The organism is Streptomyces sp. NBC_01352, assembly GCF_036237295.1.
Lineage (GTDB): Bacteria > Actinomycetota > Actinomycetes > Streptomycetales > Streptomycetaceae > Streptomyces > Streptomyces plumbiresistens.
In genome coordinates this window covers 88,329-109,694 of record NZ_CP108354.1, presented here as the reverse complement: position 1 = coordinate 109,694, position 21,366 = coordinate 88,329, and the positions used below count along the sequence as shown (strand labels likewise).

Annotated in this window: 19 protein-coding genes and 2 pseudogenes; 7 read left to right on the top strand and 14 right to left on the bottom strand. The window is 69.6% G+C overall.

All coding sequences use genetic code 11. From position 1 onward, the window contains the following. Nucleotides 1-95: 95 nt before the first annotated feature. The 3 genes from OG252_RS00565 (at nucleotide 96) to OG252_RS00555 (ending at nucleotide 3,995) form a co-directional block, all read left to right on the top strand. Nucleotides 96-947 carry an SDR family oxidoreductase gene (locus tag OG252_RS00565; RefSeq protein WP_329332819.1) on the top strand — a complete coding sequence of 284 codons (852 nt, stop codon included), beginning with the start codon at nucleotides 96-98 and terminating at the stop codon, nucleotides 945-947. Nucleotides 948-1,403: 456 nt separating this feature from the next. Beyond that, complete coding sequence (locus OG252_RS00560; RefSeq protein ID WP_329332817.1) at nucleotides 1,404-3,302, top strand: hypothetical protein; 1,899 nt, start codon at nucleotides 1,404-1,406, stop codon at nucleotides 3,300-3,302. Nucleotides 3,303-3,698: 396 nt separating this feature from the next. Further along, nucleotides 3,699-3,995, top strand: a complete 297-nt coding sequence (locus OG252_RS00555; protein ID WP_329332815.1) for a transposase — start codon at nucleotides 3,699-3,701, stop codon at nucleotides 3,993-3,995. A gap of 769 nt (nucleotides 3,996-4,764) precedes the next feature. Here OG252_RS00555 and OG252_RS00550 read toward each other — a convergent pair. From OG252_RS00550 to OG252_RS00535, 4 genes are all read right to left on the bottom strand, one after another. Then, nucleotides 4,765-5,415: a response regulator transcription factor gene (locus OG252_RS00550; RefSeq protein WP_329332813.1), complete on the bottom strand. Its 651-nt coding sequence runs from the start codon at nucleotides 5,413-5,415 to the stop codon at nucleotides 4,765-4,767. Beyond that, nucleotides 5,393-6,949, bottom strand: coding sequence for a sensor histidine kinase (locus OG252_RS00545; protein ID WP_329332811.1), 1,557 nt, complete (start codon nucleotides 6,947-6,949; stop codon nucleotides 5,393-5,395). The genes OG252_RS00550 and OG252_RS00545 overlap by 23 nt, the downstream gene beginning before the upstream one ends. Before the next feature lie 7 nt (nucleotides 6,950-6,956). Next, nucleotides 6,957-7,295 carry a response regulator gene (locus OG252_RS00540; RefSeq protein ID WP_329332809.1) on the bottom strand — a complete coding sequence of 113 codons (339 nt, stop codon included), beginning with the start codon at nucleotides 7,293-7,295 and terminating at the stop codon, nucleotides 6,957-6,959. A gap of 101 nt (nucleotides 7,296-7,396) precedes the next feature. Next, nucleotides 7,397-8,833, bottom strand: coding sequence for a TRAP transporter substrate-binding protein (locus tag OG252_RS00535; RefSeq protein WP_329332807.1), 1,437 nt, complete (start codon nucleotides 8,831-8,833; stop codon nucleotides 7,397-7,399). Nucleotides 8,834-8,971: 138 nt separating this feature from the next. Here OG252_RS00535 and OG252_RS00530 point away from each other — a divergent pair, with 138 nt between their 5' ends. Beyond that, entirely contained in the window at nucleotides 8,972-10,729 is a 1,758-nt protein-coding gene (locus OG252_RS00530) for a sensor histidine kinase (protein ID WP_329332805.1), read from the top strand. 99 nt (nucleotides 10,730-10,828) lie between these two features. On the opposite strand, the pseudogene OG252_RS52230 reads toward OG252_RS00530, so the two are convergent. Both OG252_RS52230 and OG252_RS00520 read right to left on the bottom strand, forming a co-directional pair. After that, nucleotides 10,829-11,143 (bottom strand): annotated as a pseudogene (locus OG252_RS52230) (DUF6207 family protein); the annotation flags it as partial. Beyond that, nucleotides 11,126-11,224, bottom strand: a pseudogene (locus OG252_RS00520) (YnfA family protein); the annotation flags it as partial. The pseudogenes OG252_RS52230 and OG252_RS00520, both read right to left, overlap by 18 nt. 54 nt (nucleotides 11,225-11,278) lie before the next feature. Here OG252_RS00520 and OG252_RS00515 point away from each other — a divergent pair. Continuing rightward, nucleotides 11,279-11,956, top strand: coding sequence for a hypothetical protein (locus tag OG252_RS00515; RefSeq protein WP_266452904.1), 678 nt, complete (start codon nucleotides 11,279-11,281; stop codon nucleotides 11,954-11,956). 83 nt (nucleotides 11,957-12,039) lie between these two features. On the opposite strand, the gene OG252_RS00510 is transcribed toward OG252_RS00515, so the two are convergent. The 4 genes from OG252_RS00510 to OG252_RS00495 form a co-directional block, all read right to left on the bottom strand. Then, nucleotides 12,040-13,335 carry an RNA polymerase sigma factor gene (locus OG252_RS00510; protein ID WP_329332803.1) on the bottom strand — a complete coding sequence of 432 codons (1,296 nt, stop codon included), beginning with the start codon at nucleotides 13,333-13,335 and terminating at the stop codon, nucleotides 12,040-12,042. A gap of 24 nt (nucleotides 13,336-13,359) precedes the next feature. Beyond that, nucleotides 13,360-13,731 (bottom strand): YciI family protein, encoded by a 372-nt coding sequence (locus OG252_RS00505; RefSeq protein ID WP_307679878.1) that lies wholly within the window; start codon nucleotides 13,729-13,731, stop codon nucleotides 13,360-13,362. 33 nt (nucleotides 13,732-13,764) lie between these two features. Further along, on the bottom strand, nucleotides 13,765-14,472 hold the full coding sequence (locus tag OG252_RS00500; RefSeq protein WP_329332799.1) for a DUF998 domain-containing protein: 708 nt from the start codon (nucleotides 14,470-14,472) through the stop codon (nucleotides 13,765-13,767). Between the two features lie 817 nt (nucleotides 14,473-15,289). After that, nucleotides 15,290-16,747, bottom strand: a complete 1,458-nt coding sequence (locus OG252_RS00495) for an ankyrin repeat domain-containing protein (RefSeq protein WP_329332798.1) — start codon at nucleotides 16,745-16,747, stop codon at nucleotides 15,290-15,292. Between the two features lie 383 nt (nucleotides 16,748-17,130). Between OG252_RS00495 and OG252_RS00490 the strand changes: the two genes are divergently transcribed. Together OG252_RS00490 and OG252_RS00485 are read left to right on the top strand one after the other, a co-directional pair. Continuing rightward, on the top strand, nucleotides 17,131-17,904 hold the full coding sequence (locus OG252_RS00490) for a maleylpyruvate isomerase N-terminal domain-containing protein (protein WP_329332796.1): 774 nt from the start codon (nucleotides 17,131-17,133) through the stop codon (nucleotides 17,902-17,904). Nucleotides 17,905-18,033: 129 nt separating this feature from the next. Then, nucleotides 18,034-18,237, top strand: coding sequence for a hypothetical protein (locus OG252_RS00485; protein WP_266452912.1), 204 nt, complete (start codon nucleotides 18,034-18,036; stop codon nucleotides 18,235-18,237). A 29-nt stretch (nucleotides 18,238-18,266) separates the two neighbouring features. Here the strand turns inward: OG252_RS00485 and OG252_RS00480 are convergent, their stop codons facing one another. From OG252_RS00480 to OG252_RS00465, 4 genes are all read right to left on the bottom strand, one after another. After that, nucleotides 18,267-18,659, bottom strand: coding sequence for an Imm32 family immunity protein (locus OG252_RS00480; protein ID WP_329332793.1), 393 nt, complete (start codon nucleotides 18,657-18,659; stop codon nucleotides 18,267-18,269). Nucleotides 18,660-18,890: 231 nt separating this feature from the next. Further along, on the bottom strand, nucleotides 18,891-19,010 hold the full coding sequence (locus OG252_RS00475) for an ATP-dependent DNA ligase (protein WP_329332791.1): 120 nt from the start codon (nucleotides 19,008-19,010) through the stop codon (nucleotides 18,891-18,893). Between the two features lie 516 nt (nucleotides 19,011-19,526). Then, the gene (locus OG252_RS00470) at nucleotides 19,527-20,312 is read right to left on the bottom strand and encodes a hypothetical protein (RefSeq protein ID WP_329332790.1); all 786 of its coding nucleotides are present in this window, start codon (nucleotides 20,310-20,312) and stop codon (nucleotides 19,527-19,529) included. Beyond that, complete coding sequence (locus tag OG252_RS00465; protein ID WP_266452917.1) at nucleotides 20,309-20,917, bottom strand: RNA polymerase sigma factor; 609 nt, start codon at nucleotides 20,915-20,917, stop codon at nucleotides 20,309-20,311. Before OG252_RS00465 ends, OG252_RS00470 begins: the two co-directional genes overlap by 4 nt. Nucleotides 20,918-21,366 lie beyond the last annotated feature (449 nt).

The following is a 21,366-nucleotide window of genomic DNA, read 5'->3' as shown; positions in this document are numbered from 1 at the left end:
TTCCTTCGGTGTCGGTCTCCAGTTGCTTTCCGGAATCCGTTCCGCTTAACTTAACCGGAACAGGTTCCGCTATCACTCTACTTCAGGGGACTCCCATGCCCGCTCCCTCCGACAAGGCCTCACGTCACTGGTTCGTCACCGGAGCCTCCGGTGGGCTGGGCCGCCATCTCACCGAGCACGCCCTCCGGAACGGCGACCGCGTTACGGCGACGGTCCGCCGCCCGGCAGTTCTGGAAGACCTGCGCGAGACGTACGGCGACCGGCTGACCGTCGAGATCCTCGACCTCACGCGGCCGGCCGACGTGGACAAGGTGATCGGCAGGACTCTCCGGTCCGGGCCGGTGGACATCGTGGTCAACAACGCCGGATACGCGGTCGTCGGCGCCGCCGAGGAAATGACCGTCGAGCAGATCCGCGACCAGATCGAGGTCCTCCTGGTCGCTCCCATGCTGATCACCCGGGCTTTCCTGCAGCCGATGCGCGAGCAGGGCGGAGGCCGGATCATCCAGATCTCCAGCATGGGCGGTCAGATCGGCATCCCCACCCACAGCTCCTATCACGCGGGCAAGTGGGGGCTGGAGGGCTTCACCGAGAGCGTCAGCCGCGAAGTCTCCGACTTCAACATTCACCTCACCCTGGTCGAGCCCGGCGCCACCCGCACCGGCTTCGTCTCCGGCCTGCACTACACCACCGAAACGCCCGCCTACCGCGACAGCGCCGTCGGACAAACGCGGCGCGCGCTGGAGGCCACCGACGACAGCGCCCTCACCGGCGACCCGGTCAAGATCGCCGCCGCCATCTACGACACCACCCGCCACCCGAGCCCGCCCCTGCGCCTCACCCTCGGCTCCGACACCTATAGCGCAATCCACGCGGCACTCACCGAACGTCTCACCGCGCTCGAGACGCAGAAGGATCTCGCTGAATCTGTCGCCTTCACCCACTGATCCGCCCCACCGGCACGGCACGTCAGAAAATCTCGCCGCCACTACGGCATTGCGCATCTCCACAACTGCGACGTCCGGAAGTCCGGCACGTCGTCTCACCCAGCACCCCTACGCGAACGCATCAGACGTCGCCAGCAGATGAGTGCGCCTCCGAGAGTTCAGGCTGAAGATGCTCGGGGCTGCAGCGGAGATATGCCATGCCCCGAACGATCCGGAGCAGCGCGATCAGTTTCGGCTTGGTGACTTTTCTGAAGCAGCCCCGTGTGCGCCGGCCGGCGCACCGTGTGCAGTGCGCCTTTCGGTTCGCGGACGCCACCGGACTGCCATGGGGTGCCCCTGCTCGTGACGGCCCGTATGTCCCGCGAGCTGAGGGGCCGCATGATGCTCCGACCCGCCGGGTAACAAGGAGCTGCCCTTGGTCTCAATGGCCGGGTACCTGGGGGGAAGGGGAGCGTGGTGGCGGAGGACAACCCGCCGGACGGGTGGGGGCAGCCGGAACGGCGCGTGTGGGAAGCGTACCGGCGAGGAGAGTGGTGCGACGACGTACCCGAGGTTGGCGGGCGGATCCTGCGTCACCTCCTGATTGCCGCGCCCACACCACACCCCGGCTGCCAGGCCCGCCTGTGGCTGAGGGGCGCGCGTATCACCGGCGACCTGGATCTTGCCGAGGTCACGGCGGCTGGCTCGATCCGTCTGGAGGGGTGCCGCTTCGATCAGCCGGCCGTGCTCGACAGCGCGCGTCTCGGCTCCGCCCTCTCACTTGACTCCTGCACACTGCCCGGTCTCAGTATGGTCGGCGCCCATGTCGGCATGGAGTGCGAGATTACGGCTTGCACCGTTACCGGCACGGTGGATCTGCGCTCCCTCACGGTCGGAAACTGGCTCTCCCTGAAGGACTCCACGGTGCGCCCGCCTGCAGGTGAGACCGCGATAGACGCGCAGTCAATCGAAGTGGGCGAGGACTTCTGGGCCCCGGGCTTGGAATGCACGGGCAACATGTTTCTGAATAGCGCCCGGATACAGGATGTCCTGGCCTTCCGAGGCACCCGCATCCGCGACGGTGGCCTTCAAGCGCCCGAACTGACCGTGGGCGGCGGCGTGTACCTCGACTCCGGTTTCTTCAGCGCCGGACAGGTCAACCTCTATGGCGCCACCATCGGCGCTTCTGTGAGCCTGGCCGACTGCCAACTGGATGGTCCCGGCGCCGGTCGGGGTGCGTACGCCTTGCTCCTGCGGTGTGCCGAGATAGGCGGTGACATCCAGTCCGACCGCGGCTTGGAGGCGCGCGGGCCGGTCGATCTGCGGGACACGTCCGTGCGCGGCAGTGTCGTCCTCGGGGGCGCCCGCTTCGAGGTCCCGTCCGCCACGCCGCCTGCCCGCGCCGCGCTCGATGCCGCCCGGCTGCGCGTCGGCGGCGACGTCGACTGCCGGGGCGGCCTGGTTACGCACGGCCTGATCGACTTGTGTGATTCCCGCGTCGGCGGTTCCGTGCTGCTCGAGGGGGCCGAGCTGACCGCCCACGGCGACGAGCCGGCACTGCGCGCCAACGGAGCCGAGACGGGAGGAGTGTTCAACCTGTGCGACGGGTTCACCGCGCACGGCAGGATCTCGCTCAACAGCGTCACAGTACGCAGCCGCCTATGCTTCAACGACGCGACCCTGGATGGTCCGGTCGGCGAAGTGACCTTGTCCTGCCGCGGATCGTCGGCAGCTACCCTCTCCATGCACCTGCGCACGGCGCCGCCTGGCCTGGTCGACCTGCGGCAAAGCAGGTTCGGGCTGCTGCGGGACGCGCCCGGCACCTGGCCCACAGGGCTTGTCCTCGACGGAACCCTCTACGACAGCGTGCACCCCGCCCTCCCGGCCCGCGCCCGTCTGCCCTGGCTGGAACGGGACCCCGCCGGGTTCGTGCCCCAGCCGTACGAACAGCTCGCCGTTGCCTACCGCCGCCAGGGCCGGGCCGCTGATGCCCGAGCCGTGCTCGTCGCCGAACACCGCGGCCTGCGTCGCACGCTGTCGCCCCCTGCCAAGGCCTGGAGCCTGCTCCAGGACGCGACAGTGGGCTACGGCTACCGTCCGCTGCGCGCGGTGTGGCTGCTGCTGGCCCTGCTGACCGTCGGTACAACCCTGTTCACCCTCTGGCCGCCCATCACTGTCGGCGACGGCAAGGCGCCTCCGTTCCAACCGACGATCTACACAATCGATCTGCTTCTACCCCTCGTGGATCTGGGTCAGGAGCGCTTCTACTCCTCAACCGGCGCCCTGCAATGGGGCGCCGTCGCCCTGATCGGCCTGGGGTGGCTGCTGGTCACGACGGTCGCGGCGGGGGCGGGCCGGGTGCTGCGGCGGACGTAGGCACCCGGCGCCGGACCGGATCGACTCGAATCCCCATAGAGATACTGCTCGGACAGCAGCAGAGCACAACAAGTGTGGTCCTATCGCTGGTTCGGATGGATCACGGCAGGACAGCGGCCCTCAGTACGTTGGTTCAGGGCCCGAGTCAACTCGCGGTTGGCCGCGCGGGCTGCCTCCAGTTCATCGGCACGCTCACCGAGCCGACCTGGGATGTCGGCGAGGTTCAGGTCCAGCATCGTGATGCGTCGCTGAAGCTGGTCGATGTCGGCTGGCGCCCCCAGGCCGGCTCGGCCCCGGCGGCCTCCCCGAGGGCCTGGGAGAGGCGCTTCTCCAACTGCCGGACCCGCGCGGCAAGGTGGCATGCCCTGGTTCTAACGGAGTCGGGTTGCTGGACAATTGACGATCCAGCAGCCTTCGGAGGCCGCGATGCCCCGCAGCTATCCGCCCGAGTTCCGCCGCAAGGTCCTCGATCTCGTCGCATCCGGAAGGAAGGTCGCCGAGGTAGCCCAGCTCCTCGGCATCAGCGACCAGACGATCTACGTCTGGCGGAGCCAACACCTCATCGACACCGGACAGTTGCCCGGAATGCACAGCAGCGACTGTCCGAACTGGCAGCGGCCCGCAAGCGTATCGCCGAGCTGGAGGCCGGGTTGGCCATCCACCGGTGAGCTGCCGAACTGGTGGGTGAGGTGACGTCCCCAAAAGGCGGTTCGATGCCATCTGCGTGATGGCCCGAGAACACCTGCCAGTGCATCGCAGACGACTTCGCCCGCACCCGGGACAACAACACCGCTGACCGGACCGAGCCCCCACTGCCGTCGGCCCCCATTGATGATGCCGAAGCCCGCCTGGCCCACGTGGCCGTTCACCCGTGCCCACCAACGCCTCGATCTGGGAGGTCTGTCCTGGGTCCACGACCATCCCGACGGCCAGCCACGGCAAGCTCCCTGAAAGGCCGGCAGGAGCCGATTGGTCCGTGGGGGTGTTGCACGGTGACGCTCACCCGTTTGGGTTGCCTGTGCGTCACAACGGTGACTGTGCTGGCAGAGTTGTGCCGACCGGTGGCGCGCTCCGCCTGAGCGCGCAGCCGACTACCGTCGGCCTGTTCGGGGCGATCGCGGTCGTGGCCTGGGTGTTGTGGCGTGCCCGGGCGACCGGCCGGGCGTTCACCGCTGATGGCCGGGCTGCTCGTCGCGTACTCGCTCGCGGGCGCTGCGGCGTGTCCCGGCGAATGGCGTGCGGTCTGCGGTCCCGCGACGGGCCCTGTGCAGGACGGCTCGGACCACTGTGCGTGCCGGAGGACTGGGGCGAGGAAGGAGGCGCCCCGGCCTTGTCACCCGACGGCGCGTCGATCGCGTTCAGTCGCGGCTGCAACCGGGGCGGGTGCGTCAAGAACTGCAGTGAGGCCAGTGGGGCACGGTTGCCCCCGGCGGCATCCACGGGCGTGCCCCGTGTGGCTGCCTCACAGCGCGGCCTGGAGGTACGTCAGGACGGCGAGCACACGCCGGTGGTCGTTCGGCGACTGGTGCAGGTTCAGCTTCTGCAGGATCTGCCGGACATGCGCCTCCAGCGTCTTGGGGCTCATTGAGAGTTTTCCGGCGATGGCCGCGTTCGAACGCCCCTCGGCCATGAGCGCCAGCACCTCGAGTTCCCTGCCTGTCAGGCCCGCGAGGGGGCCGGGGTCGCGCGGCCGTCGCATCAGCGTCGTCACGATCGTGGGATCGATGACGCACTCACCCTCGACGACCCGGCGCAACGCGTCCACGAGCAGGGCGACATCCGACACGCGCTCTTTGAGGAGATACCCCAGGTGTTCGGGCGCATCGCTGAGCAGACGCATGGCGTAGTGCGCTTCCAGGTACTGCGACAGTACGAGTACGCCCATGGAAGGGGCCATGGACCGTATGTGGCGGGCCGCGACGAGCCCTTCGTCGGTGTACGTCGGCGGCATCTTGATGTCCACGATCACCGCGTCGGGCACTGTGGACTCCAGCTTTCGCATCAGCGTGGTGGTGTTGTCAGCGGTCGCCATCACCTCGCAGCCGGCCTCCGCGAGCAGCCGCGCCAGGCCGTCACGGATCAGCATCGAGTCATCCGCGATCACGATCTTCATCGGGCACCCCCCGTTCGCGGCCTTCATGCGGCTCCGCTGCCTTGGCCGCGATCCTGGCCACGAGCAGTGTCCCGCCTGCGGCGCCGCCGCCGACAGTGATGCTGCCACCCAGAGCCTCGATCCGGTCGGCGATCCCCCGCAGTCCCGAGCCCTTGGCGTCGGCACCGCCACGGCCGTCGTCCGCCACACGCACCACGATGTCGCCCGCCTCCGCGGCGACCTCCACACTCGCCCGTGTGGCCGCCGCGTGCTTGGCGATGTTCGTCAGCGCCTCCGCGCACACGAAGTACACCGCCGCCTCGACCGGTGGCGGCAGTCGGCCGACCGAGACCGTCACCGAGACCGGCAGTCCCGCCCGGCCGGCGAGCAGTGGCAGCGCGGCGCCCAGCCCGCCGGTGGTAAGGCTTTGCGGCCTGACTCCCTGGGCGAACTGGGCGAGTTCGTGCCTGGCAGCACTCATTTCGGCCAGCACCTTCCGCAGCGTGGTGCGCAGTTCCCCGTCCGCCTCGGGTTCGAGGCGGACGAGATGGTGCCCTGCCTGGGCGAGGTGGCGTTGCGCACCTGTGGCCAGCTCCGCCTCCAGTGTCCGCCGCTGGGCGTCCGCCGCCTCCACGATGCGACGGCGCGAGGTGGCGAGTTCGGCCATGCGGGCGCGGACCTCCGCCCTCATCCGCGCGTTGGTGACGGCGAGGCGCAGTGCGGCGATGGCCCCCTCGAGCAGAATGCGGTCGTCCTGCACCGCGGGGTCGTGGATGAGTACGGCGACGGGCTCGCCGTCGTTCTCGACAGCGGTCGTCACCCGGCCTGCGCCGTGCAGGTTCACGTCGAGCGGCCGGCCGGCCTCGTCGATGTAGGCATGCTGCCACGGCACCCAGTAGCCCAGCGTCAGACCGGGATCGCCCAGCGCCTTGGCCAGTTGGGCCTGGAGGCCCGCGGTGTCCGTGTGCCGCCCGAGCTGCGTGACGAGGTCGGAGATGGTGGCATCGCTCCAGCGCCCGTACAGCAGATCCACCGTCAGCCAGATCACCACCAGACACACGGCCGCGTCGTAGATCAGCAGGACATCGCGGTCCGCACCCCACGTCAGCAGCACATTGGCGCTGCCGAGGGCCAGCACGCCGGCGAAGACCAGGGCGGCGGCCAGCGCCGGCCGCCCTGCCCTGCGGGCGGGGCCTGACGTGCGGGCGAAGACGTCGAAAGCGGCCGCGACGACGAGAGCCGACAGTCCCGCGGTCGGCCACAGCGTCGGTACGAAGCCCTCCAAGCCGGCCGCCACATAGGCGGCGGCGACCACTACAGCGGTGGAGCGTCGATGCAGCCGCCCGGTCGGATAGGACAGATGCAGATGGACCAGGGGGCCCCGGTGGAGGAACACCAGGCCGGGGACGACGCTGCCCAGGAACCAGCACACCCCGGCCACCGCCATGAGCAGGCCGACACGGCTGCGGCGCCTGCCCGTCCAGGCCACCGCGCCCGACCCGAGCAGCACCGTACCGACGGCGGCGTCGGCCAGGTACAACACCCGATCCGGCATAGGGCGCTCACCCCGCCAGCGACAAGAGCGCGGTGCCCGACAGTCTGTCCTTGGGGATGAACCCGCGAGCGGCACAGCCATCGAGCCGGTCCGCGTACGCCGTGGCGTCGCGGCTGGAGGTCAGGACGACCGCGGGCCGCTCACGCCGACCCCGTTCGGTCAGGCGTGCACAGACCTCGAAGCCGTCGAGGTCCGGCAGCACGATGTCAAGCAACACGATGTGCGGGTTGAACCGCTCGACCGCGAGCATGGCCGACGCGCCGTCTGAGGCCTCTGCGACCACGTCGAACCCGTCCGCCTCCAACAGCGCCCTGGCGAAGGTACGGAAACCTGCGTGATCGTCCACGATCAGAAGCGTCGGGGCCACAGCCCGAGGGTGACAGCACGGACGGCGGCGGCGCATCAGGGCTGCCCCCGATGCGCCGCCGCGCCTCCCGCCGGGCCCGTTCAATGGGCCACCGCCGTCTTGACCCACGGCGGCTTGGAGCCGCCGAAGGTCACGGCATAGCCTCCGCAGTCCGTGCAGTCGCCGAGGTCGAAGTTGTCGAAGGTGAGCTCGTCTTTGTCGCGGCGGAAGGTGGCGTTGAACGTGACCAACCCGGCCAGATGGATGCGATCGCGGAACGTCTGGTAGGGCCACCGCTCGGTCTCGCCGTTCGGGTCGGTCTTGGTGAGGATGCCGTTCTCGAAGGCCAGGGTCCACGTGCCGTTCGGCGGACCCTCGGTCCAGGTCTCGTCCCCCGGCCAGCGCCGCCAGTCCCCGTCGGCCATGGTCCGCGTCCACGTCCCTTCGAGCGGACCGGCCGTGGTGGAGCTGGCGGGACATGAGGCGGTGTCAGGTCCCGCGCCTGTCGTCTTCTTGAGATACTGGATCTGCTCGAGCCAGTCCGCCGTGCGCTTGTCCCTGTGCAGCCTGGTGTATACCGGCTGCACGGCCGCTTCCATGGCCTTGAGGTCGGCGGGGGACGCCGAAGGGAACTTCATTCCCAACCTGCACAGGGTGGGCGCGGCCTCCCGGTCCTCGGCCCGGGACACGTCCACCGCCTGCGTGATCGTCTGCTCGAGAGCCTTGGTGAGGACGGCCCGCTGCTGCGCGGAGAGCCTGTGGCCGACGGCCTTGCCCATGACGACGACGAGGGGGCGCGGCCACAGATCGACGTTGCCGGTCACGTATTTGGCATCACGGTCGTGGTGTCGGCCGACGACCACGCCGAGCTGCATCTGAGCGCCGCCGTAGGAGCTGAGGTCGGTGTTCGCGGGTCCCGTGACGGGAGTTGCACCCAGGGCCCGCAGGCTTTCGTCCATCAGGGCCGAATCCTGACTGACGATCTTCTCGCCGTTGAGGGCGCTCGGGTTCACCAGGGGCTCGCGGGTACCCACCAAGCGCGTCAAGGGCCCAGGCAGCACGCCGATGCCCACGACACCGGCCTTGCGCACGCCGCCGAGCATCTTCGCCGGAATGCCGGCCTCGAAGACCTTCGCCTCGAGCTCGTAGCTGTCCACGAGCATGGGCGCCAACAGCGCCTGGAAGTCCGTGATGCCGACCCGGTCGAATGAGCGGGCTCCCACCCATGCCATGTCGGCCTTGCCCTTGCGGATGTCGTCGAGCGTCGCCGCCTCCGGGCGGGCCTCTCCTTCGCGCCATTCGTTCCGGAACTCGATCCTGATCGTCCCCTTGGACATCTGGTCGACACGCTTGACCCAGGCCACCAGCTGCGGGGGCTCAACGGCTCCGCCGGGGTTGGCGAGGGTGAGTACCGTGGCCTCGGCGCCGGCGTGTCCTCCGGCCCGGTCGGATGACGGAGTCGAGCAGCCCGCCGAGACCAGCAGAGCCCCGGCAACTGCCGTCGCGGCCGCACACGTTCCTGGTTTCCTTCGATGCACTGGGCACCTCCCATCGATGCCCACGACGCTAGGAAGGTCCCCCGAGCGGGACATCAGGGCTGTCCCCGCAACACACTACGGCCAGAATCAGGGACAGCCCTCTGTCCAAACAAGGCCTGTCCCGGGACCATCATGCAGATGAGCGATTCGCTCGCCGGAGAGACGCCGATGCCGATACGCCTGCTGCTGTTCGGGCTGGGAGCCGTACTCAGCCTCGTCACCGTGATGGTCGCCCGGTCGGAGCGGGGCTTCTCGACGGCGCTCACGACATCGCACGGCCTGACCGCCCTGCTGGGCGCCGGCTGGGTCCTGCTGATCGGCGCTCTCGCTCTCGGCCTGCGAACTTCCGGGAGACGGACGGGACTGCTGTTGTTCCTCACGGCATACGCCTGGTTCCTGCAGGAATGGGACAACCCGGGGACAACCTCGTCGGTCGCGTTCTCCCTCGGTCTCGCCCTGAACGCCGCCTGCCCGGCGGTGGTGGGGCACGTGGCGCTTGCCTACCCCAGCGGCCGCCTCGGGTCATGGTCCGCACGCGCGCTCGTGGCGGCGGGTTACGCGATCACTCTGGGCGTACAAGGGGTAGGCGCGGCCGCGTACTTCCGACCCCAGGCGCAAGGCTGCTCGCAGTGCCCACGCAACTGGTGGGCGCTCGCCGATGCCCCGGCTCGCGCGCAGAGCGTCGCATCGCTGGGCCTACAGGCGGGCACGGCCTGGCTGCTGGCGCTGACGGTGTTCCTCGCCTGCCGCCTGCTCACCACGAGCCCGGCCGCACGGCGGTCCACCGCCCTGCCGACGCTGTGCGCCCTCGGCTACTTCACGATTGTCGCCGTGTCATACGTCCGCAGCCTGGACCGGGGTTTCCTCGGCTCCGACGCGCGTGACGGCCGCCTGTGGCAGGCGCAGGCCGTGGTGCTGTGCCTGCTGGCGGCCGCGATGATCGCGGAGCTGGTTCGCGCCCGGCTGAGGCAGCGCGAACTGACCCGTCTTGTGATCGACCTGGGCGGTACGGCCACCGCGAGCAGGTTGCGCGACGCGATCGCCGAACGCCTCGGCGACCCGGACCTCCAGATCGCCTACCCGATCGGCGCCGACCACCGCCATGTCGACGCGGCGGCCGACCCGGTCGCCCTGCCCCCGCCGAACGGCCAAACTGCCACCGCGCTTCGCCGCGGCGACTCGTACATCGCCACCCTGATCCACCGGCCCGGCCTGCTGGACAGCCCGAGCGCGATCGACGACCTCCTGTCCGCCGTCCATCTGGCCCTGGAACACGAGCGTCTCCACGTCGAAGGTCTCGCCCAACTCGCCGCCCTGCGCGCCTCGGGCGCCCGCATCGTCGCCGCCGGCGACGAGGAACGCCGCCGCCTGGAACGAGACCTGCACGACGGCGCCCAGCAGCAGCTGGTGGGCCTGGCCCTGGGGCTGCGGCTGCTCCGGCTACGCGCCAAGTCCCCGGCACCCCGCCTGGACCAGGCCGAGGCGGCGCTCGGACAGGCCATCTCCGAGCTCAGACGGCTGGCGCGCGGACTCCACCCGGTCCTGCTGAAGGAGGCCGGCCTTGCCATCGCGCTCGAAGCACTGGGCCAGAGCCGAGATCTGCGCATCGAGGGCGTCCCGCGCGTGCGCTACCCCGACGTCCTTGAATCCACTGTCTACTTGGTCGTGGCCAGGATGAGCGAGAACAGTTCGACGAGGGTCTGTGTCGACACCTGCGACGGGCAACTGATCGCATCCGTGGCGGTGGCGGGAAGGAGGCCGGACCTCGCTGAACTGGCCGACCGGATCACCACGCTCGAAGGCGCGCTCAGTTTCCACACCGAGGATGGCACGACTCAGGTGACCGTCCGACTTCCACTCCGCAGTACGCGCCACGTCACGGTCGCCGAGCCTTAAAAGCTCCGCGGCTGGGGGCGGTGTAACCGGAACTCCCGCCCCCGGCGTGGGCCTCTTAATGTCGTACTCGGTCGGCCCGCGCGGCGCTCGCACGCCCGGCTCGCCGGGCTCCCGGGTCGTACGGTCCGCCGGGGCGATGGCCCACCGGGCGGCGAGCAGCTCTTGGACCGCGAACGCGGATGCGTCGTCGTCGGCGATCTCCGTCACGGCCAGCCCCGGTACTGCCATGTGTGCTTCGTTGATCGGCCTCATGCAGGCATGACGTGCCGGCGTCGGCAGAAGTTCTTTGACCTTGGCGCCTTTCACCCGGCTGAATGCGCCACTGGCCTGGGCGGCGGCTGTGATTGAGTCACCACGGTTGGCCGGTCTGAGCGTTGTATTTGGCCAGCTGGGTGACCCCCGCGGCGCGTACATGATCACGGCCGTGCCGGCGAGGCACTCAAGGGCGCCGATGATGTCGTTGCGGTCGGGGCGGTAGCCGTCGGCGACCGTGCCCGAAGACGCGGGCGGGGTTGGCAGTGATGACTGTGGTTCCTAGGCTCGGCAGCCATGACGGTTCTGATCACCGTGTGGGGAGCATCGCCCGGCGTGGGCAAGTCGACGCTCTGTGCCGGTCTGTCTCGATGGCTGGTCGATGCGGGTCTGCGGGTGGACCACTTCCGCGAGGAGGAGATCTTGACCAGGCCCCAGTTCGCCGCGGTGGCCGGGGAGTTCAAGGCGACCGGCGCCGTCGGCCTGGAGACGCTGATCGCAACAACTGCCGAGTTCGTTGATTCGGTTCTGGCGACCGGCGATGACGTGGTGATCGCGGACGCCCTGGTGCCGTTCGTGCCGACGCTGCTGGCCATGGGGCACGGCGAGGAGACGATCGATGCGTTCATGGCTGACCTCACGGAGGTGCTCGCGCCGGTCCGCCCGGTCATGGTCTTTCTCGATGGGAACGCCGAAGCTGCATTGTCCCGAGCCGCCAGGAGAGGAGGGGAGCAGTGGCTGGACCGGTATGTCGAAAAGCTTGCTCGCTCCGAGGTAGTCCCTCCAGTGGAGGACGTCGCGTCGGCGGTGACGTACCTGTTGCGCGAGCGTGCGGTGACGCTCGACACCGTCGGCCGGAGGAACTGGGGTCTCGTTGTGATCGAACTATCCGATGGAATGTCGCCTGATGAGGTGCTCCGGGTCGCGCAGCGGAGCCTGAGGTCGTGGGTGGGCAGGCCCGCCCCACCCGAATAGGACGAGCCTGGCACTGCGTATCTGCGGCACGGTGCCACGACCGTGACGATCTCTACGGCTGGAGTACGGGAAGCGATTGCTTCCTATTCCGGCTGTCGGTTGGGGGCGGCCGCACTCTTGAGGTACAGGATTCGTTCAGCCTGGTTCTGTGTGAGCTCTGCGGCCCGCGCGAACTCAGTACGCGCCTCGTCCTGTCGGCCCATCAGGGTCAGCAACTCTCCGCGCACGGCCGGGAGTTGCGGATAGTTTCGGAGTGCCCGCTCCTCGGTCAGCTCGTCGACGAGCCTCAGGCCGCGGTCCGGGCCGTCCGCCATGCCCACCGCGACGGCCCGGTTGAGCAGGATCACAGGAGTCGGCTGGAGGTAGGCCAGCACCTCGTACAAAGCGGCGATGCGCGGCCAGTCGGTTTCTTCCGCGGAAGGGCTTCGGGCATGGCATGCGGCGATCTCGGCCTGCAGCGTGCAGGGGCTGCCGCCCAGAGACTCGGCACGGTCGAGGGCCTCGAGACCACGGCGAATGAGGAGCCGGTCCCACCGTCGGCGGTCCTGGTCTCGGAGGAGTACTGGCTGTCCGGCGGCGTCGGTGCGCGCCGGCAGGCGGGAGGCGTGCAGCTCCATGAGAGCTACCAGGCCGTGCACCTCTGCCTCGTTCGGGAGCAGGGACGCGAGGATGCGTCCGAGGCGTAGCGCCTCCTGGCACAGCTCGGGGCGTGTCCAGCTCTCACCGCCTGTCGCGGAATAGCCCTCGTTGAAGATCAGGTAGATGACCCCCAGGACCGAGGAAAGCCGATCGGTCATGTCATCTGGCGTGGGCATCTCGAACCGGACGCCGGCGTCGGCCAGCGCGCGTTTGGCCCGCACGATGCGTTGTGCGGCGGTGGGCTCCGGGATCAGGAAGGCCCTCGCGATCTCTCCGGTGGTCAGTCCTCCCAGCAGCCGGAGGGTCAGCGCCGCCTGTGCCTCGGCGGACAGCACCGGATGCGCCGCGGTGAACATCAGGCGGAGCAGATCGTCGCCGATGTGGTCATCCAGTCCGGCGTCCAGGTCTGCCTGGGCGGATTGCTGCTGGATCTCGGCATCGCGGCCCAGCAGGTTGAGCTTGGTCCTGTACCGCTCCTGGCGCCGCAGCAGATCGATCGCGCGATGCTTCGCGGTCGCCATCAGCCACGGGCCGGGATCATCGGGTATGCCGGTTCTCGGCCATTGTTCGAGCGCGACCACCAGGGCGTCCTGAGCCAGTTCCTCGGCCAGGCCGACATCGCGTACGAGCCGGGCGAGTCCCGCGATCAGCCGGGCCGACTCGATGCGCCAGACCGCTTCCACGGCCCGACGGGTCGCGCGGAAGAAGTCCTCGGGATCGGTTGGACCGGTGGCTGCCATGCCGCCGATCCAACCATCCCCACGCTAGGCGGGCGAGGCGAAGTCCTCGGGTCCCATCACCTTCAGGATCTCAGCATCTCCTTCCCAGCCCGGCCACAGGTCCCGGTGCAGCTGCATGAACCGCGACGTCCACTCCACGACCTCCTCCTTGGTGCGTACCTCGTAGAGCGCGTAGCTGATGATCTCCTTCGCCTCGGCGAACGGGCCGTCGGTCACGGCCAGTTTCCCTTGCGACAGGCTGACGCGGGAGCCTGTCGCGCTCGGGGCCAGGCCTGCGGTGTCGAGCAGGCTGCCGGCGTTGGTTGCGTCCTCGCCGAGCTTCATGATCGCGGCCATCAGCTCGGGCGGGGGCGGGGTCGTGGGTCGGGCTGCCTTGAGCAGCGCCAGGTATCGCATGTTCGGACCTCTCTCGTGGATGGGAGCTATGAGCTATGCGGCCGATGGGCGTGTGGCGGCGCCGTAGAAGTGAATCGAGATCAGCGACAGCCACGTCCAGGCCAGCAGGATCGCCGCGGTGAACGTCAGGTTCGCCCAGACGCGTCCGCCACTGGCGGCCAGCGCCAGGAAGGCCGCCAGGAACACGACCGCCGTGGTACGCGAGGACATCGCCCATCCCCGCCGGTCAGCGTCTACAAAGCGACGTGCCAGTACGAAGCACGCCGTGACGAGACCGATGAAGCCGATGCCTGCCGACACGAAATGCAGCATGCCGTGCCAACTGGTGGAGGTGCCCTCCTCGGGCGTACCCGGGGGAAAGCCCTGCGCCGGATCTGCGCGGAAGACCCCGGCTCCCACCATGCTCAACCCATAGACCGACAGCAGCCGGTGAGCCCAGCTGCGGCCTCTGCCCTGGGCGAGCACGCGACGCAGGCCATCGGCACCGGCGATGACCAGGAAGCCGGTCGCGATCAGGTTGGTCATCTGGATCCAGCCCAGGCTGCCGTTGGCGAGCAGGCTCCAGGCGTGTCGTGTCAGGTCGAAGCCCTCCCGGGCCCCCGCCTGGGTCAGCGATATCACGACGTAGAACGGCCCGGCGATGACGCCACAGGCCAGCAGGCCCTTCTCCGTCCGCGTGGCCGGGTTGCGGACCCGGGTTGCGGCCTTCGCGGCCGTTGTCGCCGTATTCGTCTGGGACATCGTCCCTGTTCCCTTCGAACCCGAGGGCCGGCATTCCAGCCCTTCCTACTGGAGCTCGAACGGGAAGAGGAGGATTCGACATCGCCCACCAAGATTTTTTCGAACCGCGTCGATGTACCGCAGTCGCTGCGCAAGCGGGCCCTGATCGGGCTTGAGGCCGACGGAACGCGGCCAGGAAGGCTCGTCAGGCCATGACCGACCCGCCGTCGCACGCCGGTCGGAACGGGTACCTTCGGGCGACCGCCCCCGGGCAACACCGGCCGCTGGCCTCTCGCGCGCCACGCCGGGCAGACCAAGCTGCCCGAGCCTGTTGGTGTCGCAGGTTGCGGCGGGTATGGCGTGCCGACTGCGTTCGGCACAGACCACCCCGGACCCTATTGCTGTATCGCGCCACAGCCACACGCTGCCGTCCGCCGCGCCGACGGCGGCGGTTCGCCCGTCGCCGCTCAGCTCATCTCGTTGAGCTCGGCGAGGGCGTCTAGTAGCCGCTGTACCGCTGCTACTCGCGACCGGACGAGCTGGCGGATGGCCGAGGTGCGGCCCTTCTCGGCCGGCACGCCGAGTTTCCACAGCGCGTCTTGAGAACGTGATCAAGGTGGTGGCAGCCGTAGGCGCGGCGGGCATCGTTGCCGCGAAGGCCACGCCGCACGTCAAGAAGAGGTTCAACGACCTCAAGTCGAAGCTGAACCGCTAGTCGGAGGACACTGTAGAGGCCACCGCGCAATAAGCCAGCAGGATCGTCGCCAGCCGCAAACGGGGGTCTTCCGGCTGCCGTGCGCTGCGTTCGGGTGAAGGGGCCGGGGGGTTTCGGATTGTGTCAGGTGCGGGGGGTCAGCGGTCTGAGATACGACTCCATGTGTCGTTTGCCGCCGTGCTCGGCCCAGCCGAGCGGGGTGGCGTGATGGTGGGTGTCCTGGATCGTGGGGTCGGCGCCGAGTTCGATCAGCACACGGGCTGTCTCCACATCGTCGTTCCAGGCTGCCTCGTGCAGTGGGGTGGCACGGTGGCGGTGGTTGACGTCGAAGCCGAGCGCGGCGAGCAGCCGGACCGCCGCGGGGTTGCGGTGCTCGGCCGCATGGTTGATCAGCTCGGGGTGTCCGGCCAGCGCCCGTGCGAGGGCCTCGGGGCCCAAGGCGGCCACCGCCTCGTGATCGGCGCTCATGCAGGCCGCGGCGAACGCGTCCATCCCGTCCAGAGTTGCCGTCGCGCCTGCCGCGGCGAGGATCTCGGCGACCTCGGTGTGCCCGTGCAACAGTGCCAGCTCGTAGGGGGTGCGGCCGCCGTAGGCCGGATGCTCGCCACGGTCGTCCGGCTCGGCGCCGTGTGCCAGGAGCAGCCGGGCACGGCGCGGGCCGCCGCGCAGAGCGGCGGTGGCCAGCTCTTCGCGCAGCAGTTGGCGCGGGGACCGCAGGGCCGGGCCCAGCCGCGCCTGCCAGGGCCCGCCGTCGCCCTGTCCCAGGCCGTACTCCAGCAGCAGTTCGAGGTGGGCGGTGCCGGCCTCGCCGTCGGCGAACGAGCCGCCGAGGCCCAGGTTGTACAGCGTCTGGTGGTCGTTGGGATCGGCGCCGGCATCGAGCAGCAGTCGGGCCAGCTCCATGCCCCGGGGGTGACGCGCCTGGTGGCCCTCGCCGCCGCCGAAAGCGCCGGTGAGCGCGGTGAACGGCGGGGGTAGGCGGTCCCACAGAAAACCGGCGTTCGGATCGGCGCCGTGGCGCAGCAGCAGCCGGGCGGACGCCACGCTGTCACCGGGGGCCGCCAGGCGCGCATAGGTCAGATAGAGCAGCGGCTCCCAGCCGAAGGGTCCGCCCTGGGACCGGGCGAGGCCGGGGCTGGCGGCCAGCGCCGCGGCCAGCGGTTCGGCCGAGCCGGTGGCGGCCATCGTGAATACATCGGCGGTGGCCAGCTCGGGATGGCGGGTCAGCAGTTGGTCGGCCTCTCCGGTGCGGCCCGGGTAGTCGTCGCCGTAGGTGAGGCAGGCGAGCCGCAGGAACTCCCGTGGAAGGTCGTCACCGGGCGGGACTTGGTGAGGCGAGCGGGAGAAGCGTTCCACGATGTCGAGGTGCTGCTTCAGCCGGGGCCAGCTGGCGAAGCCGTACATGCGCGCGGTGACCAGTTGCGCGTCGGACAGCTTCAGCGCCGCGGGCGGTCGCGGATGGAATTCCGCGACCAGCGCGAGCGCGCTCGGAATCCCCGCCCGCACATGTTGCAGCAACACCTTGGCCTGCTTGCGCAGACGCTCCAGGCTGGGCTGATCGGGCAGTCGGTGAACGGGCACGAGGGCCTCCCTTCCGTATCTGCCTGGTGTCCGCTTGATCAGGCCGGAAAAGAGGATGGCTGCGCAGAGCTACGAGCATCAGGTGGGCTTCGCCCTTTCCGCGGACCGGTCGCGCCCTGAGCGCGCACTGGTCAGCCTACGCCGTCAGGCGCCGAATGCTCGGCCGGTCCGACGTCTCGCATGAGGAGGCGTGCGTAGGCGGAGACGAAAGCTGCGCCACTTCGTGCATCACCGCAGTCAAAGGCTTGTTGTCAGTGATGACGACGACCTCTCGGACGGGATCCAGAAGCGCTCCGGTGTCGCCGGCGCTCCGCTCGGCCGTCGACGCGGTCGTCCGACAAATTCGCTACCCGGCGGCCGGAGCGCCGTGATACACAACCGACGTGCAAAAAATCTTGGAGTTCCCCGAGGTCCTGCGGCTGATCGAAGACCGCTCGGCCGCGTTCCGCGCCGCGATCGCGTCCGCCCCCGACCTTGGCGTCCAGGTCCCGACCTGCCCGGACTGGACGCTGCGCGAACTGGCGCAGCACCTCGGCGACGGCCGCCGCCGCCAGGCCGCCATCGTCGCGGCGGGCCCGGGCGCTGAGCCCCCGGCGAGGACGGACCCCAAGGGCGCCCCGACCGCGCCCCGCGACCGCGAAGCCCTGGACGCCTGGCTCGCCGAGTCGACCGAGCTCATGCTCGACGCGATGCGCGAGGCCGGCCCGGACCGCGGCTGCTGGACCTGGTGGGGCCGCTCGCAGGCCCCGGAGACCAGCGGAGCCGTGGCCCGGCACCAGATCCAGGAGATCGCCGTCCACACCTACGACGCCCAGCTCACCCAGGGGGCCGCCCAGCCGCTGCCGACGGACGTCGCGGTCGAGGGCGTCGACGAGTTCCTGACGACCGTCTCGGCGACGACCGTCCCCTGGCCGTTCAAGCCGGCGATCATCGACCTGCTCACGACCGAGGGCCGCTCCTGGCGCCTGACCCTCAACGCCGACGGTGTCCGCTGCGACGATCTCGCCGCCGACGCGGAGCCGGGCGACATGGCGATGCGAGGCGCAGCGAGCGAACTGGTCCTCTACTTCTACGAGCGCGTCCCGCTCGACGGCCTGGAGACCACCGGCGACACCGAGCCGATGGAGCAGCTCGCAGGCTGGGACCCGAACGCGTAAAACGCGCACTTGTGACGCATCTGTCGGTCGTGCGCGCGCTCCTGCGGGCGCCAATGGGCCGGGGTTGCGGACATCGCGCGGCTGCGGGCAGGCTGCGGGCCTGCTGTTCAAGGGTGAAAGGCAGACGCGTTGCGGAATGTTGCGCTCGAAGGCCTCGAACAAGTCGGCGAACGCGCGGCCGTAGCCGGCCAGCGCCGGAGCGGGAAAGATCATCGCGTCCCATGCCGGGTAGACGAGGCGGTCGTCCGCCACATCATGCTGGTCAACGACCTGTTCTCACTGCGCACCGAAGCCTTCGGCGGTGAAGTCTTCAACGCGGTCATGATCATATGACGATTGATCACATCCGCCGCGGGACTGGTTCACCGGGTCGGCATACCTCCGTGCGGGCTGTTGACCACCAAGGGCAGTGATCCTGCCACCAGGTAGGGATGCTCGGGGAAGTAGTCGATGTGGAGGTGACCGCCGCCCTCGGCGGTGGCCATGGCCTGGAGATTTCCGGCCAGGACAGCCCTGGCGTCGGGATCGCCGCTGATCACAAGGGTCTGCCGCTGGGCGTCAAGAACGATGCGGACACCGGAGCCGGGTGCCTTCCTGACTTCGACCCCCGCCAGGGTGTTGCCGTCAAGCGAAGACGCAGACGCGGAGCTGAAGAACCCTTCACCCTCGGCTATCGCCCCTGCCAAGCAGGCCAGTTCTGTCGCCGTCGCGGTGAGATGTACTTCGCCGTAGACGGGGTCGGACTCGAGCCTCACGGGCGTGGCTCCTTCAAGGTCGGCCTCCATGATGCGTGCGAAGATCGCTCACCACTCACCCAGGTACATCGGAGCAACTCGTATTGCTGGAGGTGTCGGCCAATTGCTCATGGTAGTGCTTGAGGGCGTCACGGGCCGCGAGGACGTCGGCCGGGGACACCGGCGCGGTGGTCGAGGCACTCCGTACGGGCATGCAATGGCACGTTGCGGCGTCCTGCGCGACTGCCGGCGCTACAGCGACGCGAAGAGCGGGACGTCGGTGGGGGCGAGGTCGGTGCGGATGTGCACCAGCCGGACAGCGTGGCGCCACCGGCCGGCACCATCGCGGGCGACGTCGACCTCGGCCACCATGCCCGGACGACCGACGCTGCGGCGGCGAGGGTGGTCGCCGTCTGCACCGACCTCACCCGCTGTACTGCGTCGGACGCGGTGGCAGACCCCGGGGGATCAGCCAGGGCGTGGGCGAACGTTTTTCCTCCCGTGGCCGCTGGTGGGCTTGCGTATCAGACTCCTGGGGACGCTCGCACCATATGCAGCTGCCTTCTGTATGAATCCCCGGGGCCGGTCTGGGTTTTCGTTCGCAGGCCCGTCGCCGGGGCCCGCGGTCGGGTTGTTGCCGAAGGCTTTCATGCCAGGCTCAACGACCCAACCGGGATTGGGCTTTCGCACTGTCACCTGTTCGGCGGTCCGGTCGAACGCGGACGGACCGGCCAGCGCTGGAGGGTGGCATTGACGGTGGCGGGAAGGGCGCTGAGCTGGTCGATGGCGTCGCGGTCTTAGGGGCCTTGTTCCGCCTGGTCAGCCAGGTCGGACGAGGGCCCCTGGTGGTGCAGCAGGTCTGATCCATCGGGCTGGATCAGCGGCTGTTCAGGGCCGGTTGGAGGGGCCCTTCGACGGCTTGGCCTCGGCGCTCGGCTTGCCTTGACCCTTCCCGCTCTTTTCTGCCTTTTCTGCCTTCTCGGTCTTGTTCGTCTTCGTCGGCGCCGGGGTGGCCTCGTTCGCCGGTCCCGTCAACTGGGCGCAGTAGGCCGCGACGTGTTGTTCGCCGCCCGCGGCCTGGACGAGGCGCTGCCATGCAGTGGCGTTCAGGGCGTGGCCACGGCCCTTGACCTTCTCGTAGGACCGGCAATGCTTCTCAACGGCCTTCGCTTTCCCGGGGTATGAGGGAGAGGCGGGGGGTGCCGTGCCGGACCCGGTGGAAGGAGCATCCTGTTCGCCGGGCGCGGGGGGCGTGGGAGTGGGCGTGGACGGCCGTGACGTGCTGTGGCCGGCGCCGGCTTCGGGAGCCTGCCGCTGGCCGCTGTCCACCACGCCGATGGAGGCGAAGGCGATGCCGCCCAGCAGTGTGCTCGACACGAGGGTGAGTGCCCCGCCGCGCGCCCAGCGTTGCTTGCGGGTCCTTGGGCGCCAGTCGTCCCGGCGCCGGGTGCGCGGGGCCGCGTCGCTTGATGTGCGTGCGCTGCGGAAAGCGGCAAGGGCGGCCTGCTCCGCACTGTCGTTCACGGGCTGCCGCAGTGCCTCACCGATCCGTTCAGCCGTACGGTCCAGGCCGGACGCGTCGCCACGTTCAGCCGTGGGGCCGAGGCGTGGTGCGGCCCCGGGCTGGTGGGCCTCGCCGCTCAACCGTTCGTCTCCGTTTCGAGGGGTGTTCATCTCGGTTCCCCCAGTGTCCGCGCGACATCCTGGGTCACTTCGTCGGGGCCGAGCAGGCGGGCCAGGCTCCTCACTCCACGGCGGGCCAGCACGCGTACGACGGCTGTGGGTCTGCCCATCACCCGGGCAGCCGCGCGCTCGTCCAGGCGCACGACATACCGGAGAAGGACCGACTCGGCCTGGGCGCGGGGGAGGCGGGCGACCAGGGCCTGGGCCGTCTGGGCCGACAGCGTAGCTCCGGGCAGGGCAGGGGCGTTGCGGTCCACACGCAGCGGCGTCGAAGGGCTTCCCGGCGAGCGGGACGGTGCACCACGACGTCGGAGGCGGCGCGCGTGGCGCCGGGCGATGCGCGCCGTCCAGCCGCGGAATCCCTGCCCGTCGCCACGGAACCGGGGCAACTCGCGGGCGATCTCCCGCCAGGCAGCGGCGGCGACGTCCTCGGCTCGCTCACCCGACATCCCGCGCAGGTAGCCGAGCAGGCCCGGCTGGACCAATCGGTACAGCACCGCGAACGCGGCCTCGTCACCGTCCTGGGCCCGGGCAACCGCCGCGCCCAGCGCCAGATCGTCGGCCGGCACGCGCTGCGCGTGCCCTCCCTTTCCCACCGATCCGTCCCCCCACTGGCCGAGCAACGCCCCGGAGCGTACGACACGTCACACCGGCCTCCCAAATAGTCGGTGGCCACTCCACATATCCAGCACACGTAAGCACGCTCGTGCCCGCGTGCCGCAAGTGGGTAGGCCCCGGGCCTCCCTTGCGGTCGCTTCCGCGGCGCACGAACCGAGCAACAAGGGGACATGTCCGGCGCTGTCCTTCATCTGCTCGGCTGCGACCTCCTGCTGACGGATTCCCTCGAGCGTGTTCGCCACTGTGCCCGCCGGAACGGTCGGCCGGACCGCTCCCGTATCCCTGAGCGTGATCGGCGACGACTGGCGCTGGATCGCACGACCCGCTGTTCACCCAGCTCCTGGGCTGTCCGGTGGCCGATACCGGATTCCGGCCCGCCCGGCACTGCCCTGCGGGCGACCCGTGACCAAGTGGTGATGGCAACAAG